The 14,350-nt window shown below is 33.4% G+C and carries 11 protein-coding genes; 4 read left to right on the top strand and 7 right to left on the bottom strand.

The window, feature by feature from the left end; genetic code table 11:
* Positions 1-128: 128 nt before the first annotated feature.
* The 4 genes from GWK10_RS05195 to GWK10_RS05180 form a co-directional block, all read right to left on the bottom strand.
* Positions 129-1,211, bottom strand: coding sequence for a DUF6544 family protein (locus GWK10_RS05195; protein WP_164029900.1), 1,083 nt, complete (start codon positions 1,209-1,211; stop codon positions 129-131).
* Between the two features lie 29 nt (positions 1,212-1,240).
* Positions 1,241-1,837, bottom strand: coding sequence for an outer membrane beta-barrel protein (locus tag GWK10_RS05190; protein ID WP_164029898.1), 597 nt, complete (start codon positions 1,835-1,837; stop codon positions 1,241-1,243).
* Between the two features lie 219 nt (positions 1,838-2,056).
* Positions 2,057-3,112 carry an alpha/beta fold hydrolase gene (locus GWK10_RS05185; RefSeq protein ID WP_164029896.1) on the bottom strand — a complete coding sequence of 352 codons (1,056 nt, stop codon included), beginning with the start codon at positions 3,110-3,112 and terminating at the stop codon, positions 2,057-2,059.
* A complete protein-coding gene (locus tag GWK10_RS05180; protein WP_164029893.1) occupies positions 3,112-3,726 on the bottom strand; it encodes a hypothetical protein in 615 nt (204 codons plus the stop codon). Before GWK10_RS05180 ends, GWK10_RS05185 begins: the two co-directional genes overlap by 1 nt.
* Before the next feature lie 206 nt (positions 3,727-3,932).
* Here GWK10_RS05180 and GWK10_RS05175 point away from each other — a divergent pair, with 206 nt between their 5' ends.
* Entirely contained in the window at positions 3,933-4,502 is a 570-nt protein-coding gene (locus GWK10_RS05175; protein WP_164029891.1) for a hypothetical protein, read from the top strand.
* A gap of 81 nt (positions 4,503-4,583) precedes the next feature.
* Here GWK10_RS05175 and GWK10_RS05170 read toward each other — a convergent pair whose 3' ends face one another.
* Together GWK10_RS05170 and GWK10_RS18620 are read right to left on the bottom strand one after the other, a co-directional pair.
* Positions 4,584-7,919 carry a hypothetical protein gene (locus GWK10_RS05170; protein WP_164029890.1) on the bottom strand — a complete coding sequence of 1,112 codons (3,336 nt, stop codon included), beginning with the start codon at positions 7,917-7,919 and terminating at the stop codon, positions 4,584-4,586.
* Positions 7,920-7,970: 51 nt separating this feature from the next.
* The gene (locus GWK10_RS18620; protein WP_164029888.1) at positions 7,971-8,741 is read right to left on the bottom strand and encodes a LuxR C-terminal-related transcriptional regulator; all 771 of its coding nucleotides are present in this window, start codon (positions 8,739-8,741) and stop codon (positions 7,971-7,973) included.
* Positions 8,742-9,202: 461 nt separating this feature from the next.
* Here GWK10_RS18620 and GWK10_RS05160 point away from each other — a divergent pair, with 461 nt between their 5' ends.
* The 3 genes from GWK10_RS05160 to GWK10_RS05150 are packed head-to-tail and all read left to right on the top strand — an operon-like array spanning position 9,203 to position 11,686.
* On the top strand, positions 9,203-10,711 hold the full coding sequence (locus GWK10_RS05160) for a hypothetical protein (RefSeq protein ID WP_164029877.1): 1,509 nt from the start codon (positions 9,203-9,205) through the stop codon (positions 10,709-10,711).
* A gap of 11 nt (positions 10,712-10,722) precedes the next feature.
* Positions 10,723-11,457, top strand: coding sequence for a hypothetical protein (locus GWK10_RS05155; RefSeq protein ID WP_164029873.1), 735 nt, complete (start codon positions 10,723-10,725; stop codon positions 11,455-11,457).
* Complete coding sequence (locus GWK10_RS05150) at positions 11,450-11,686, top strand: hypothetical protein (RefSeq protein WP_164029871.1); 237 nt, start codon at positions 11,450-11,452, stop codon at positions 11,684-11,686. Before GWK10_RS05155 ends, GWK10_RS05150 begins: the two co-directional genes overlap by 8 nt.
* A gap of 404 nt (positions 11,687-12,090) precedes the next feature.
* Here the strand turns inward: GWK10_RS05150 and drt3b are convergent, their stop codons facing one another.
* Entirely contained in the window at positions 12,091-14,349 is a 2,259-nt protein-coding gene (gene drt3b / locus GWK10_RS05145; RefSeq protein WP_164029869.1) for an antiviral reverse transcriptase Drt3b, read from the bottom strand.
* Position 14,350 lies beyond the last annotated feature (1 nt).

Raw genomic sequence — 14,350 nt, 5'->3', positions numbered from 1 at the left:
TGTCAATCTACGATGGCAGTAAAACTTACTTTAAATTAAGACCAGTCTTTGTAAATCAAACGATTTATGATGCTTTATAAAATACTGATTAAAAGGATTTTAACCTATCTTAAATGAAGTTACTATTTTTATTGTACGGTATTAAACTCAATTGTTTTCAGGTAAAACTTGCCATAGGTAAAATCTGCTTCAGGATAATGCCAAATAGTTTCTCCATATGTTGGGATAAGCAAACCATTAATTCTCTTATATTCTTTTGCAGGGGTTGAAAAAGGAATTGGTTTCATACCAGATACAGCAGAGCGATCGTTAGAAACGAAATTGATTAATTGTCCCTTTTCATTGAAATGTAAAATAGCTGAGATCGTAATACCGTTCGAAGTAAAAATTGCCTTGGCAGACCGTTCATTAATTTCCTCCCATTGAATGTTCTTATTTATTAGTGAAGCTGGAGCAAATAGACAGAGGTCGTTAAAGTAGGTTACTGTTTCGGTTTGGAATAATTCTGGACTATCAATTTTTACAACAGGAAATAGCGATAACACTTTAATGGTCATACTCGCTTCATTCTTTAGGTATTTATGGTAACCGTTTGTAGGTAAGCCTGAAACTTTTCCCTTCATAAAAAAAAGTCGGGTAGGAGTCTCAATAAAATTGTACTGCTCCGATGTAAATAAAAACCAGTCTTTACCTTTTTCTCTCATTTCACCTTCAAAAACTATTTTAAAATTGTAGACTTTGGGTTGGTCAACTACTCCTACATAGTTCAAGTATTTTTTTACCGATACTGGTAGATGTTGAAGATCTTTAGTAGTGATCAATTCCACTTCTTTTGGGATAGATGACATTGCTATGACTACATCTTTTTTATATGAGTTTTCAAAATTGGTGGTTGCCCAAGAAATAATACTTACTACAAGAATAATAAAGTTGGCTATGGTACCGAACTTTGCGTCTTTCCAGAAAAAGAAAATTATGATTTGGGACACTATCGTTGCTAGAATTGCTAATACCGCCCAAAAATCGTTCTTAAACAGATAAAGCAGCATAGCAACAATAAACAATACACCGGTAATCAGCCAAAGTACTCCCGTTGGTTTAGAAATATCTTTGGTTAATTGCTCAATCTTCGCGAAGTGAAATGCCTTGGCAAAACCCATAAAATGAATTAGGCCATGAAGCAAAACCAAAAAACTAAACACATATTTCATTTTAAATATTTTTAATGAAACTTGTTTGATTAGAATATTTTGGCAATCCCAACACCAACAGCCACGTAGTTTAAATCAACCGCCGTAGTTACACTACCAATTTCAATATCTCTTGAAAGTTCATGATAACCAACTTGCGGGCGCAGTTTCCAGTTATCACCAAGGTTTATTTGAAGACCGGTAGCAACTTCCCATCCTAATCCGTGTTCAGAATCAGAGATGATATCTCCAACAACATCGTTTTCAACTTCTATATGATTGTACACGCCTCCAGCCCTAATTAAATAAGAAAGTTTTCCAGATGTCCCGATCGGGTGAATAAATTGTAGTCCAAAAGAATAACCAGTTTCATCGAAATCGGTATCTCCTGTTCCTGCAAAGGAGTCATTGTCCGAATTAAAGACATTATAGCCCCAACCAACATAAGCCCCTAAATGTTCCATGAAATTATAACTAACCGTAAACTCAAGTCCAAAGCCAGTTTTTAGCTTGGCGTCGGCCAAATCTTCGGTCGAAAAATTTGTGCTTGGTCTTAATTCTAAGGACCACTTTTCCTGAGCAATCGCGAGTGATGTTACAAAAAATAGTATTATAGTTGTGAGCAAACCTTTTCTAACTGTTTTCATGATCAATCGATTTAGAAATTCAAGCTTAAAAGTATGCTCACATAATGATTTAGAAAATGATCTTAATCAACATTTGTAGTCATTTTTCTAACTTTTCTAGGTTTGAAAAATGACCGTTATTATAGACATTCTTGAAGAAAAAGATGTTTGTTGTGCACTTTGAGTGTCGCTGCTGTTGAAAAATTAAGCAAAAACGAAGTTGGTATTGAAAATTTGTGGTTATTTATTTTCATTCATAAACCGCAATACCTCTTCTGCAAATCGCTCAGGTTCGCTTGCTATAGGGGAATGTCCAGATCTTTCAAAAATTCGTAATTCTTTGATATCCGAACCAATATTATCAAAAGCACGCTGGGCAGAAACAGCAGGAACAACCATATCATATTCTCCAGATATAAATAGTGAAGGCACTGTTATTTCAGGAAGTTGATTAGTAAAATCTAAAGTTTGGAAAAGACATTGTTCATCTACCAGTATATATTGAATTTGACTTAGATTCCAGAAAGCAGTTAATAAATTATATTGAAATATGATACCGTCACTCTCGGATCCATTATCGGGATTATTAAGAAAGTTATCTTTTTGCAATGTTGCTTCAAGTTCAAAAGACATACTATTCAATTTGAAGAAATCATCTTTGTTAGAAACAGGATCCACTTCAGCAACAGAAGTCAAGACCCATTCCCAAAATTCAAGACTATTTCCTAGTGCGATTTGAGTATTTGCAGTACTGGTAAATGTTTCTATATATTGATCATACAGTCCCGATGGGTTATTGGCTCCGTCAACCTCTATCCAGCCAGAGAAATCACTTTGATCTTTTAATAGGGTGGCGGTACCAAGAGTACCACCCCAACTATGTCCAAGCAAAAAGAAACGGGAATCATTGCCAAATTTAAGTTTCATAACCTTAACAAGTGCCAAGACATCTTCTACCATTAAATCTAAACTAATGTCTTCATTAGAGTAACTGCCTTGAGACAAGCCTGAACCACGCTGATCAAAATAGACGACCCCGTAATTTTCTTCTATTTTACTAAAAGCAGTTCCGACAAAGCCTAAACCGAAACCTCCAGGGCCTCCATGTAGCGTTATTAAAAACACCTTTTCCGATGCGTTTCCTTTGATATAAGCTGGCATATCTGCATTTTTATGACGTACAAAAATTGTTTCGTTTAGGTCATTTAGATTGCCTTCATTGGAACAAGAAACAAGACTTAGAATGCTTATTAGAACGAGTGTTGATTTTATGAGTAGTCGATATTTATTTTTCATTATTTCTTGTTTTTGAAATTAAATCGAAAGCCGTATTGTAACGAAAATGTGGGCAAAGTACCTGCATTGTAGTTAAAGCGCGGACTATAATTGATGTTAAAGTAACTTCCAGAGCGAACTTTTCCTTTGCGCTGTCTTCCTATTCCAATTGACAGCGAAGGAGCGTAGTACCCTCGGCCCGGTAAAAACACCTTGTCTACATTGTCGCCATTGACTTCAAAAGTCTCTGGTAAAAATGAGCGGTAATAGCCAAGTGGATTAATTTCTATACTAAATTGTTTCCCTTTTTTATTGGTACGCCGCCATGTGATTCCGAAGTTGGTAAAGGCACCTGTATCGGTTTTAGATGCGAAATTGGTAGCAAACCCCAAGTTGCCATTAAAAAGAAATTGGTGGGTGTTTGTTCTTTCGGTACCTCTTCGTTCTTTGGTTTTGTCATATTCTTTCCAGACATATTCTGCACCAACAGTTAATCCATTACTCCAAAAAATAGTACCTGAATAACCAATTTTAAACTCTGTTTTATCCCAAAAAGAAGATGAGGATAGCGATTCGTATTGTGCAGAAAGGGTAAAAGTAAATAATGCCATAAAGGCGAGTAGTAGTTTCTTCATTTAGTTAGTTTGCTTCAAAACAACAGAAAATTTTTCTTAGCAAATTCTTAATTGGGGAAGGTTTAACAGGAAGTGTTATAGTTTATATAAAATGCGAAACCCTTTTTTTGACACTCAATTTTTTAATTATTGAGTGAGATATCTTTATTTAGCTAATTAGATAAACTGGGATAGTAATGTCTCAACAAAAGTTTAAAATACATTTAATGAAATCAACCTTCTCGATACTTTTTATCCTATGTATCTTAATAGGATGCAATAATCAACAATTAACACATAAAGAAGCTGTTACCGACTATTATAATGCCCGAAGCAATGCTAATTTTAATGAATTAAAAAAGCTCGTAAGTGATAGTGTCACCATTATTTCAGGAGATTACATTATGCCATATGATCCCGATGGTTTTTATGAAGTATTCAAATGGGATTCTGTATTTAAGCCTTCATATAAAGTTGTTGAATTAGTTGAAAAAAACAGTCAAATTTTAGTTACTGTGGAGTTAAGCTCTATCAAAAATGAGTTTTTAAAAAACAATGAGATGCTATGTCAGTACAACATCAGCTTTGATTCTGGTAAAATATCAAAAATTGAAGAGTTAGCATGCAAAAATGCGGATTGGGAAGCTTGGCAAGTAGGGGTGAACTCGTTGGTGAATTGGACGGAACAAAATCATCCTGAACTTAATGGTTTTATTAATGATATGACCATGAAGGGCGCTCAAAATTACGTAAAGGCGATTGAGTTATTCGAAACTGATAAAAACACCCTTGAATAGCATATTGTTAAACTATTATTTGTCACAAAAACACTTTTAAAATTGATTATTTGAATAAGCCCTTTTATTAATGTCATTAGACTATTCAATCGCAGAAATCTCTTTAATCATTCTTCCTGCGGGTGTTTCATCCAAAACCATTTTTTGCATAAACTCATAGGCCTGCGGCGCCATTACCCGACTCATTGGTGCCTCGATAATGGGATTACGTTTATTTGCAGCAGTAGAAAATCGCCATTTTTTAATGCTATCGTTGTTTGCTGTTACGCACTTATATAAATGCTCATAAATAGGCTTATTCGTTTTTTCCGAAATCAATTCTAAGCCATAAATGTCCTTTATGTCCTGCATATTAAACTGATGAGGAAGATAGATTGTTTTGAAATCGATTGTCTGGTGAAGTGAATCCAGCCGTTCCAACTCAGTCTTTATAAAGATCGGCATCATTTCAGTAGAGGATACCGAATTCAAAATGGCATTGAGTTCTGTATTTGGATTGATTTTTTTAATACGGATTCCATCCTTTATATAATCTTGAACCGTTTTCTTTATATAGGCGTTCTTATCATTAACAATACTAATAAATACATTGGTTTCCGGGAGACAATCTAAATCGGTAATCCCCGGTTGATTATTAATCTGTCTAAATAGTTTATATGCCGATAGTAAGCCTGAATTTTCATAAATACCACCATCATTAAAATGACCTAATGTGGGTATTTTGGCCGCCGGACTTATTAATGGAAACCTATTAGAAGTAGAAGCTGCATTATAATAGGAAATAGTCTTTTGTTCTAACTTTTCAGCCTCGTCATTATACACTTCAAGTTCAAGAATGTTGTCGGCTTTTTGATATAGCAAAGAAGGGTAGGTGTTTGTTGAATTAATACCTCCTATGCTAACGGCCATTCCTTGGTTACCTCGCACGTTGGTGCTGTTCGAAATAAGAATTGGAAATTGATTATTGTTTTCTGTATACACTTCCTTCCAAAACGCACGGTAGGATGTGCTTGAACAAATAGCCTCTTGGTTCTCTGCTAGTTTCGCATAACGTTCCATGGCTTTTGATGAACGGTCCTGACCACTTTTATTAAAAAACGGGACAAACATATAATTCACTAAATCCCGACCTAGTATATGGGTCAAATCCATCGACAGTACATGCTCAGTAGAAATATCTGTAATCATTCTAGTTCGGGCTAAACTATCTCTATCTTCTTTCATGATAGCCGACCAATTGGTAATACCTATCGTTCCACCAGAAGCACCTGACATTACTACTGCTTTTTCAAGAAAAGTGGAGTCTTTTTTATAAAGCTCATCTAATACTGTCATCGTCCAGGCGTTCGATTTCATGCCTCCGCCATAGGCGCCGATATAGTATTTTATTTTCGTTGGGCTAAGAGCTTCCGTATATTCCTTTAAGGTCAATTCGCTTTCTTTATCGCGATCTACGGTTTCTAATACAAATAAATTGTTAGGGAACTTAGTGGTTAATACATTAAACACCAGCATCACGACCAACCCTATGATTAAATAAAAATTAAACAACTGCCGATTGCGTACCGCATACTCTTCTTTGGAGTATCTGTAGAATATGAAATTTTTAGTAATTACGACCAACATTCCGTAGTACAAGAATAGGGCAGAAAGTATGATGAGTGCCGCATTAAAATGAAATGGTAATTCATCGACAAGGTTCATGAGCAGGAAAAAAGCAGTATTGAACATACCAAATATGGCTGTCGCTTGTAAAAAGAAAATATTGTTGCTAAAAATTCCCATGTTTAGTCTATCCAACAGTTTTAAAATTCCTGTGGGATCTCCAAAAGGGTTATGCTTGTAAAACTCTTTCAATTGTCCTTTCTTCGCGTCTAAATGTGCTTGTGTTAATTGCACTTCTTCATCAGCATCTACCTTAAGCACGCGCATGACATAAAAGGCATTAACCACTAATTTACTATCAGCCGAAAAGAACAGCAATCTAAATATCGATCGGAAGGTTCGGTAATAGATAAAACTAACCATCTGAAGTACAATACACACAAGGCTAACAATAGCTGTTCCTTCAGTGTACAATGAATTATTAAGTTCGGTATCTGATGTCATGTATTTAAATAACAAATAGCCTATAAATAAAATAGTTATTAGCACAGTGACTGTAATAATCCAACCATAAATCCGTATATGGGGAATTATTTTTCGCAGGTTTTCAGTTTCTTCTGTTGTAAGCGATTTTTCAGCGCTTGCTAATTTTTCTAAATCCTTTTCTAAACGTCTTTTTGCTTCTTGCTGCAAATCTGCTTCCTCAACTTCATCGATATCGGAGTCAGCATCGTTAAAATCACCATCATAAAATGGGATACGAGATTTGAGTAAAGTGACATTACTTTTTAACCATCGTTGTTTTTTAATTCTTAGATAATACAATAAACAAAGGCCAAGCAACAACATAGAAGAAGATATCACAGATGTGGCAAAGGGCCAATGAAAATTCGTTTCTGAAGTAAAAGAAATGAAATAGAATAAAGCCGCATAAAACAGAATACCTAATATGCGTAAAAGAAAATTGACATGTCCTTCGATAGCATGAGTTCCTTTTTCCTCTGGCTTCGTATAGTCATTTTTATAAAAAACGGTACTTATTAATTGCCAACTCCAATTAGCTCTGTACCATTTACGGCGGTTCTTATCTATATTAAAATAACTAGGATAGTGTGCCAACATTACCGCATATATAGGTGCAGCCACTAACAACAAAATTCCCAAATTATAAGGGCGCATATAAAGGTTGACTACAATGGAGTTTACCTGACTAGCTTTTGGTAATAACACCCCAATAATTACAATGATTACTAAGCTATAAAAGGCAGACTTCAAGAAACTTAACAATGAAGGGAAATAGCGCTTATAGTACTTTTTAATTGCAACCAATAGCCAACCAAGTAGTACAACTGCGTATAATCCCATTTTAATACCTGCTATTGTTTTAGGATACTCATAGTTCCACAAATACAGAACGTTTTCACATACATCAAATACATATGCTAGAACGATGATGATTTTAAATACTTTTAAAACCGAATGAATCCACTTACCATAATCTGTTTGATTCTTGACAAAATCGTCAACAAAGATCCAGATGGATCGCAGTAGTACGAACGCCCAAACAAAATCAATGATAAAAAATGCCCAATACGACCACATCATATGGTTATCAGTAAGAAGTTGAATTACAAAATTGGCGTCGAGCTTATTTGTGAATTGCGGATGATCAATAAGACCGGGAATCCGACAACAACTCGCGGCTATCAAGATGAGGACTGTAAGGATTAATAGCCACAAAATACGTGGCTTAAATACCCTTTTGTAGGTGCTAGCTTTTTTCTTTTTAGTTGGTTGGTTGTCTGCTGACATGGTCGGTTGGTTTAGTGTGGTTGTGGTATGATGAATATAAAGTTAAGATGTTTAAAACACCTGATACTTATTACAATACTCAATAATCTCGGCTGTAGAAACGAAGGATAGCTTATTTAATATGTTTTTACGGTGTACACTAACGGTTTGTTCGCTAATAAAAAGCTCGGTAGCGATATCTTTAGTGGTATAACTATTGGCTAATAATTTTACTATTTCCAGTTCTCGTTTGGTAAGCATTTGCTGTAGCGCTTCTAGCAGGTAATTCTTGCTAAAAAGCGTTTCAAACTCATTGTTCTTATTTAAATATTTACAAGTGGCAACCAGCGGGCGAGGGCGACCATCGCCTACAATGGTGTTTTGCGAATAGCCAATAATAGGCCGACCATTTGTGTCAAAAAATATAGGGGTCTGTTGTACATGCATACTTTTATAGTCTCCTGATCCATTTTTAATGCGATAATTCCAGGTATAGACGACTCGTTGCCGTTGTTCCAGTTCTAATTGTGTCATGGTAAATACCATTAATTCTTCAAATATTTTGAGTAGGACTGGTAGTTCTTGGGGGTGGTAATTGGAAATATAATAGCCTAAGCCATCACTAAGCATTTTTTCGCGATCTAGACCAATGGTTTTTTCAAAGTCACTGCCTACATATTCATAGGTTTGGGTAGACGTATTGGTCACTAAAATATACGACTGCAGTGGGGGAGTATGATCATCTAAATATTGCAGTTTATCAACATACTCTCGGACATAGGTACCATCATACTGTCCGTTAGTATCAAAAATTTCACTATAGGAAATGATTGCTTCGTTCATCAGGAAAATAGTTTATATGCATTTTCCGATAAAATATAGTTAGGGATAGTTTGCGATGATAAGGTATTGAATTCGTGCAATCATTTGGCTAGTTTCCAATGAATTACACGTATTCTCGATGAATTGAGTAATCGTGGAGTATATGTGGAGAATGATGGCTATAAAAAATACCTAGTATTGGGTATTTTTTATACAACTGATGTCTTTTAATTTTAAAAAATGATTTGTTAGCTGAAGTTCTTCAAATAATAAATTGCTTCAAGGAATTTACTTCTTACTGTTTACTCCCCCAAATAAAAAGAGACCTATATATCTAAAGACAATATGTGTGTGAAATTGATATGCCTCTGAGGAAAATATAAAAATTTGCTTTTTTAAAATAACCAAAAAACATGATCAATAATAAAGTACTCGTTTTTCCATTAACACTAATTTTTACATTTATTACAGTTGGTTTAACCTTGGCTCAAAAAGGCTTTAATGAAGAAGGGTTGCCAACCGTCAAAATAGATCTTGATAAAGGAACAGTATCAGGAGAATTTCCTTTCGATGAGTATATCAAAATACAGGTTACGAGCAAAGAAAATAAGCTTCTTGAAGATCTTTCGATATTTAAGGTTGTTTATGTGAGGAAAACAAAAGTAGTGGATGTCAAAGAGTTGAAAAGGTGGATTAGAAAAAAAGAACGGAAGAAAAAAAGAGATAAAGCGCAAGAATCTAAACCAGTAGTATTCTCGAAAAAAGTCGAGCCAATCACAATAAATATCAAATCTAAAGAGAAATCGCCAAATTTATATGAAGGCATTATTCAACCATTACTGCCCGATAGAAGTTATAATTTAATATTTACTAAAAAGTTGAACAGCAGACAAATAAATGTATTTTATGAGGTACTTAACCTTATTGCAAATGGAAAAAAAAATGAAGCTTCGATTCTTTTTAATAAAAAAATTAAATCATTAGACGTACAATCAGAGCCTCAAATGCCTGTAAGTGTAATGAGTTCTTTTGAATATCTTAGGGACACTTTATCTCATCAGCTACAGGGCATTTTGAGCTTACATTCCAAAGCGTTAAAAGACTCTCCATCTGAAGTTTCCGCACCCGATATTGAAAAATATATTGGAATGCTGACGACTAAGAAAATACCATCTTCTGATTTTTCTCAAACTATGTTTGGATACACGAAAAGTGGTGGTAAAAGTAACTATCAAGTACTACACGGACTGAAAGCGATTGGTTCTGATACTATCGTCAATGTACTCGAAATACAAAAACGGCGAAAGAACTTAAAGATGAGTTATGGCATTGTTAAGAAACTGGACAAAAATTTCATCGACTTGATTTCCCACTATGCTGCGAATGAAGAACTAGGCGGATTTTATAGAGAAGTAATTCTAAATTTAAAAAACAGCTTAAGGCACAATGACAGTATAATGAATATTCTTTCGAAAAAAAGCGAAAAGTTAGTGAGTCAATATTATAGCTACAGTACTACGGTAACAAATAATAGTATTAGTAAACAAGATGATGATGGAGGATTAGCATACCTTGTTCCAGACATTGGTTTTGTTAATGCTTGGGGTAAAGATCAAGTTGGAGAAATTGAGTATGTAGGCAGGCCTTATCTTGGCTTAAATTGGCATGTTAATGGTTACAATAAGAATAAAAAACTATCTCAGCTTGCCAAAAAACGTTTTTGGTCTCGTTTTTCAGTCTCAGCCGGGATAACACTTGGAAGTATTGACGAGGGCGGGTATAAAGATTTGTTTAATGGACTCTCTGTATCAACAGGTATAAACATAAGGGCTGCAAAAAATGTTCGTTTGGGAATAGGTAGTCTTATTTTAAGATATGATAGAAATCCAATTTTAGTAAGAGAAGGGATGGCTTTTTTGCCATATTTCAGTATTTCATTTGACAATAAGTTTTTTGGAGATTTTGCAATTTTCAATAAGATATTCAACTAAACGCTACAAGAATGAAAAAACCATTTACATTATTAATATTTGTTTCAACCCTGTTGATCTCCTGTTCAAAAGAGGAAGTGCAATATGGCGATATAGTTGAGACAGTATTTTTTCCAATAGCAAGTGATTTTAAAGCAGACGGTAAGAGTACAATAAATGTTGATGTTAGATTTGTTAAAGATGCTGATTTGTCCAAAATTGATGCAAAGGCGAGGATCAATAAAACTTTTACAACTCATGAAAATGAGGAATCAGAAGAAATCTCTTTAGCGCCCGAGGTTACCGATAACGGAAGAATCCAAGCGGAGTTTACAATTGTAAGCACCACAAGACCTGGGAATTTTCGAGTTGAAATTGAGGTAAATAAATATCGGAAATTTTATCCTCTTAAATCTTTAATATCCTTACCCGAATCAATTTCATTGTCAAGATCTTCAAACTCCGTTCAATCTGGTTTTCTTGGAGAGGTAATTATTGAAGGGCTCATTCTGAATTCTGAGGGGGCAAAGGCATCACAAGGCGTGAAAGCGCAAGTATTGGATTTATTAGAAGATGGGTCTTCAGCTGGAGGAGTCTTTCGCGCACAACAACTGTCGTCAAACGGCGATAGCAAAATCTCTATGGTCTATTCCCCTGGTTCTATACCGTCAAATCAATTTATCACAATATTTGTTGAACTTATTGATGAAGATGGCACTCTTTTAGGGATTAGTGATAATATTCGAGTATTCGCTTACAATGAATAAAATAACATTTTTGAATATGGATAATAATAATAAATACAAAGGACTTGTTGAAGAAATTGAAATAGTAATGACTAAATATGGTTTTGAGAGTATTGACTTAATTCAGTTATCATTTGACCTCAATAACTTGAATGAATTAAAGGGAAAACAGGAAAATGAAGTAAGGCCTTCTAGGTGCAGATTGGTTCGTGATCCAGAAACAGGGAATTGGAAGGTAATCTGTGATTAAGACAAGAAATGAAAGGTTCCCTTTCTTTAAGCATTCAAGTCATATGCTTTTTTAGACACAATTGGTTCCTGTTTAATCAATAATACCAAAGGTTTTAGTAACAATTTAGTATAAACCAAATTGCACAGCAGTAAGGAATTTTTCATCAATTTGTTATCACTATTATTATATACAATATTCTTTTTGGAGCCTGTACCAAGTCTATTAGTGAGATAATTTTGCTTCTATAAAGAGATGAATGTAAATTAATGTTAAGAGGAAATAATAAAAAAAGGCAGAGACTCAACCTCTGCCTTCAAAACCTTGTAAAAAAGTTTAGGGTGCTTGTGTGTACTAATTCCTCAATTAGTAAATGACGGTTTTAGAGCAGCTAAACAATCAAGTTCAACATTGCACCATAAATTTTAATAGACATTATGCCCTCTTTTTGTATTTAATTCCTTACCTAAATCAGAACCTTCCCATTTTGCAAACCAATTATTCTGAAATATAGAAATATCATCTATAATTGATTCTTTTTCCGTGTTGGAAATTGATGGTTCGAAAAACTTAATTAATTCTAAAACCTCTTTACGAAATTCTTTAACTTCTTGATCATTACTACCTACATACGGACATGTAAGAATATCAATGAGTAGTAAAGTGTCTTCCGTTTTTCTACTTTCAAATTTAGTAAATTTCTTCCGTATTTTTTCCTTTAATATATTTCTCAAACCATCATATTTGTCTTTTCTTTGAATATGATGTAATAAAGAAATAATTAAGAAATATGACATATTCTGCTCAATTTCCTCTTTAAAATGAATTTTTATTGTCTTCTCTGACAATTCGTAATTCTTGCCCAATTCGTTTAAAATTGGAAGTAAATAAAGGGTTTCTATTTCAGAATGCACGGTTGCCCTATTCTTATTTAAAACGATATTAATACCATCATAAATAGTCTTGAATATTGTATGCTTATCATCAAAACTAAAACCAATGTCAATGTTTTTAAGGATAAATTCATATCGAGGTTTTTGACATAATGAGTTCCTAGTTTTTTCTTGATTCTTTACAAAGTCAATTATTCTAAAAAGAATATGACAAACTTTTATGGAATAGCTCACTCTGGGAAGAACTGAATACACAAAAAAAGTCAGATTTATAATTTCAAGGAACTTTTTTACTAATTGTTTTTGATACTTAACTATTTTCTTTTTCTCTAAATCAATATCTTTCTTTAAGGTAAATAAATCCTCTGAAATTTTGTTTTTTTTATCATCTGAAAGTTCAGGGATTAAAAGTTCTTCCTTTAATTCAGACTCTTCTAATAAATGGTTAATCAGAATTCTTTCTTCAGATTGAAATTTTCCAATAAGCTGTTTTGTCTTATTAAAAATTGTTGCTAGGAAATAGTTTTGTAAATCTTTATAAGAAGTCTTTGTAGCAGCAAGAATTTTTTTATAGTTAGTTATTACATCACGAGATTCATAGTACTTTATTCCTGTTGGCGGTAAATCGTCATTTTCTAGAAATTTAAAAATTATTGTATTCTCTATTAGCTCTCTAATATTTTCCTTCGCTATAGTTATTCTTGTAATTATAGGCTTACTGTATTCTTCAGTTTTTGAATCATTGAAAAACAAATTATATTCCTTAAGCTTTAGTTTGTATAATGTAAGTATTTCATCCTTTACTTTGTCTTTACTAAAAAACACAAAATAATCATCTACATATCTGTAAATATCGTATTCAACTTTGTATTTATATTTTAATTCTTTTTCAACTGATTCATCTACCTGTTGCAATATTAATTCTGCAAAAATCCTAGAGAATTCTGGGCCAATAACTATTCCATTGGTTTCGTTATAATTCATTAACTGCATTAACTTATCGAATACACCTCCAAAAGTATTTTTGTTGGTTCCCAAATTTTCTTTTACAATATTTTTATTAGTTAAAGCCCAAGAAAGGGAGTGAGTGTAGATGCTATCAAAACATCTAGAAATGTCAAACTTTAGCAATTTATCGAATCCTTTTTCTGCCTTATGAAACGAATTTGATTCGTAAAATTTATAGATGTTACTATACTTTTGATATGAAAAAAAGGTTTTCAAAGCCTTATATTCCATATCATTCGTTTCAATAATTTCGATTTCTGGGTTTTTAACTCGATGTTTTTTAAATGTTGAATCCTTAAAATACTTAAGCGAAGCAATTTTACTTGGTTTTCTTAATGAATATTTACTTTTATCACAATAGTAAAGCATTGTGTTTTTATAACTTTCATAAAATGATACAAGTAATAATTGATTAATCGGATGAACAACAGTTAGTTCACGATAGTCCTTATTCTTATGGGAAATTCTGAACTTAAAAGGGATTTTTTGCAAGTCTTCAGGTCTTAGGGTGATGTATCTATAGTTGTTGCCATCATTATATTGAACTTGTTTTGTGAAGTTAATTCCAAAAACAATTTTGATAATTCTTTCTAATGTTTTCGACCTATTATTTTTAAATCTTATTTCAGCGCCATTGGGCTTATCAATTAATTCAATATTATTTCTAGTAAGAAAATCATAAAAATGTCTATTAGAGAAGAAGGGAGGGACTTCGTAGGGTAAAACATCTGACAATACGACTCTTTCCTTTTTATATCCTATGCCTTGCCTTATTTTTTTCATG

Source organism: Spongiivirga citrea, assembly GCF_010671565.1.
In the GTDB taxonomy this organism is placed as follows: domain Bacteria; phylum Bacteroidota; class Bacteroidia; order Flavobacteriales; family Flavobacteriaceae; genus Spongiivirga; species Spongiivirga citrea.
Note: the sequence above shows the minus strand (reverse complement) of the source record. Positions and strands in the feature narration are given on the sequence as shown.

What these genes read in the sequence shown, in the direction of transcription:
- GWK10_RS05195 (WP_164029900.1), bottom strand. Translation starts at nt 1,211, where the DNA reads ATGAAATATGTGTTTAGTTTTTTGGTTTTGCTTCATGGCCTAATTCAT.
- GWK10_RS05190 (WP_164029898.1), bottom strand. Translation starts at nt 1,837, where the DNA reads ATGAAAACAGTTAGAAAAGGTTTGCTCACAACTATAATACTATTTTTT.
- GWK10_RS05185 (WP_164029896.1), bottom strand. Translation starts at nt 3,112, where the DNA reads ATGAAAAATAAATATCGACTACTCATAAAATCAACACTCGTTCTAATA.
- GWK10_RS05180 (WP_164029893.1), bottom strand. Translation starts at nt 3,726, where the DNA reads ATGAAGAAACTACTACTCGCCTTTATGGCATTATTTACTTTTACCCTT.
- GWK10_RS05175 (WP_164029891.1), top strand. Translation starts at nt 3,933, where the DNA reads ATGAAATCAACCTTCTCGATACTTTTTATCCTATGTATCTTAATAGGA.
- GWK10_RS05170 (WP_164029890.1), bottom strand. Translation starts at nt 7,919, where the DNA reads ATGTCAGCAGACAACCAACCAACTAAAAAGAAAAAAGCTAGCACCTAC.
- GWK10_RS18620 (WP_164029888.1), bottom strand. Translation starts at nt 8,741, where the DNA reads ATGAACGAAGCAATCATTTCCTATAGTGAAATTTTTGATACTAACGGA.
- GWK10_RS05155 (WP_164029873.1), top strand. Translation starts at nt 10,723, where the DNA reads ATGAAAAAACCATTTACATTATTAATATTTGTTTCAACCCTGTTGATC.
- GWK10_RS05150 (WP_164029871.1), top strand. Translation starts at nt 11,450, where the DNA reads ATGAATAAAATAACATTTTTGAATATGGATAATAATAATAAATACAAA.
- drt3b (WP_164029869.1), bottom strand. Translation starts at nt 14,349, where the DNA reads ATGAAAAAAATAAGGCAAGGCATAGGATATAAAAAGGAAAGAGTCGTA.